The 295-nt window shown below is 49.8% G+C and carries 1 protein-coding gene; it reads right to left on the reverse strand.

The genetic code is table 11. The annotated features are described in order from the left end of the window. Positions 1-295: glycosyltransferase family 4 protein (locus tag ON062_RS13680; protein ID WP_274647695.1), on the reverse strand; the 295-nt coding region annotated here is incomplete at both ends.

A 295-nucleotide genomic window follows, 5' to 3' on the forward strand; every position in this document is an offset into this window, starting at 1 on the left:
TTTCCGGCACATGAGGTACCCCAAGCGCATCTACACCGTTCTCAATGATCGTAATTTGTCCGGCGTCTAAACCGTATTCGTCAGCGAAAGCGTTCGCATCATTGGGTGTGCAAGCGATCACATGCTGCGACTTCAAGAGTGCCGTTTCCTCCACATCCCGAACAACTTTCAACAGATGTGGAAAGCGCTCAAGGACAGAAGCTTTTTGCTGAAGCTCGACATTCTGAGAGTCAAAGACAATCGGAATACTCGCGTCTCCTCGTGCCTGCAGAAGAGCATATATCGAATAGGGGTG

Origin of the sequence: Microbacterium sp. C7(2022) (assembly GCF_028823665.1) — a bacterium.
Classification (GTDB): Bacteria; Actinomycetota; Actinomycetes; order Actinomycetales; family Microbacteriaceae; genus Microbacterium.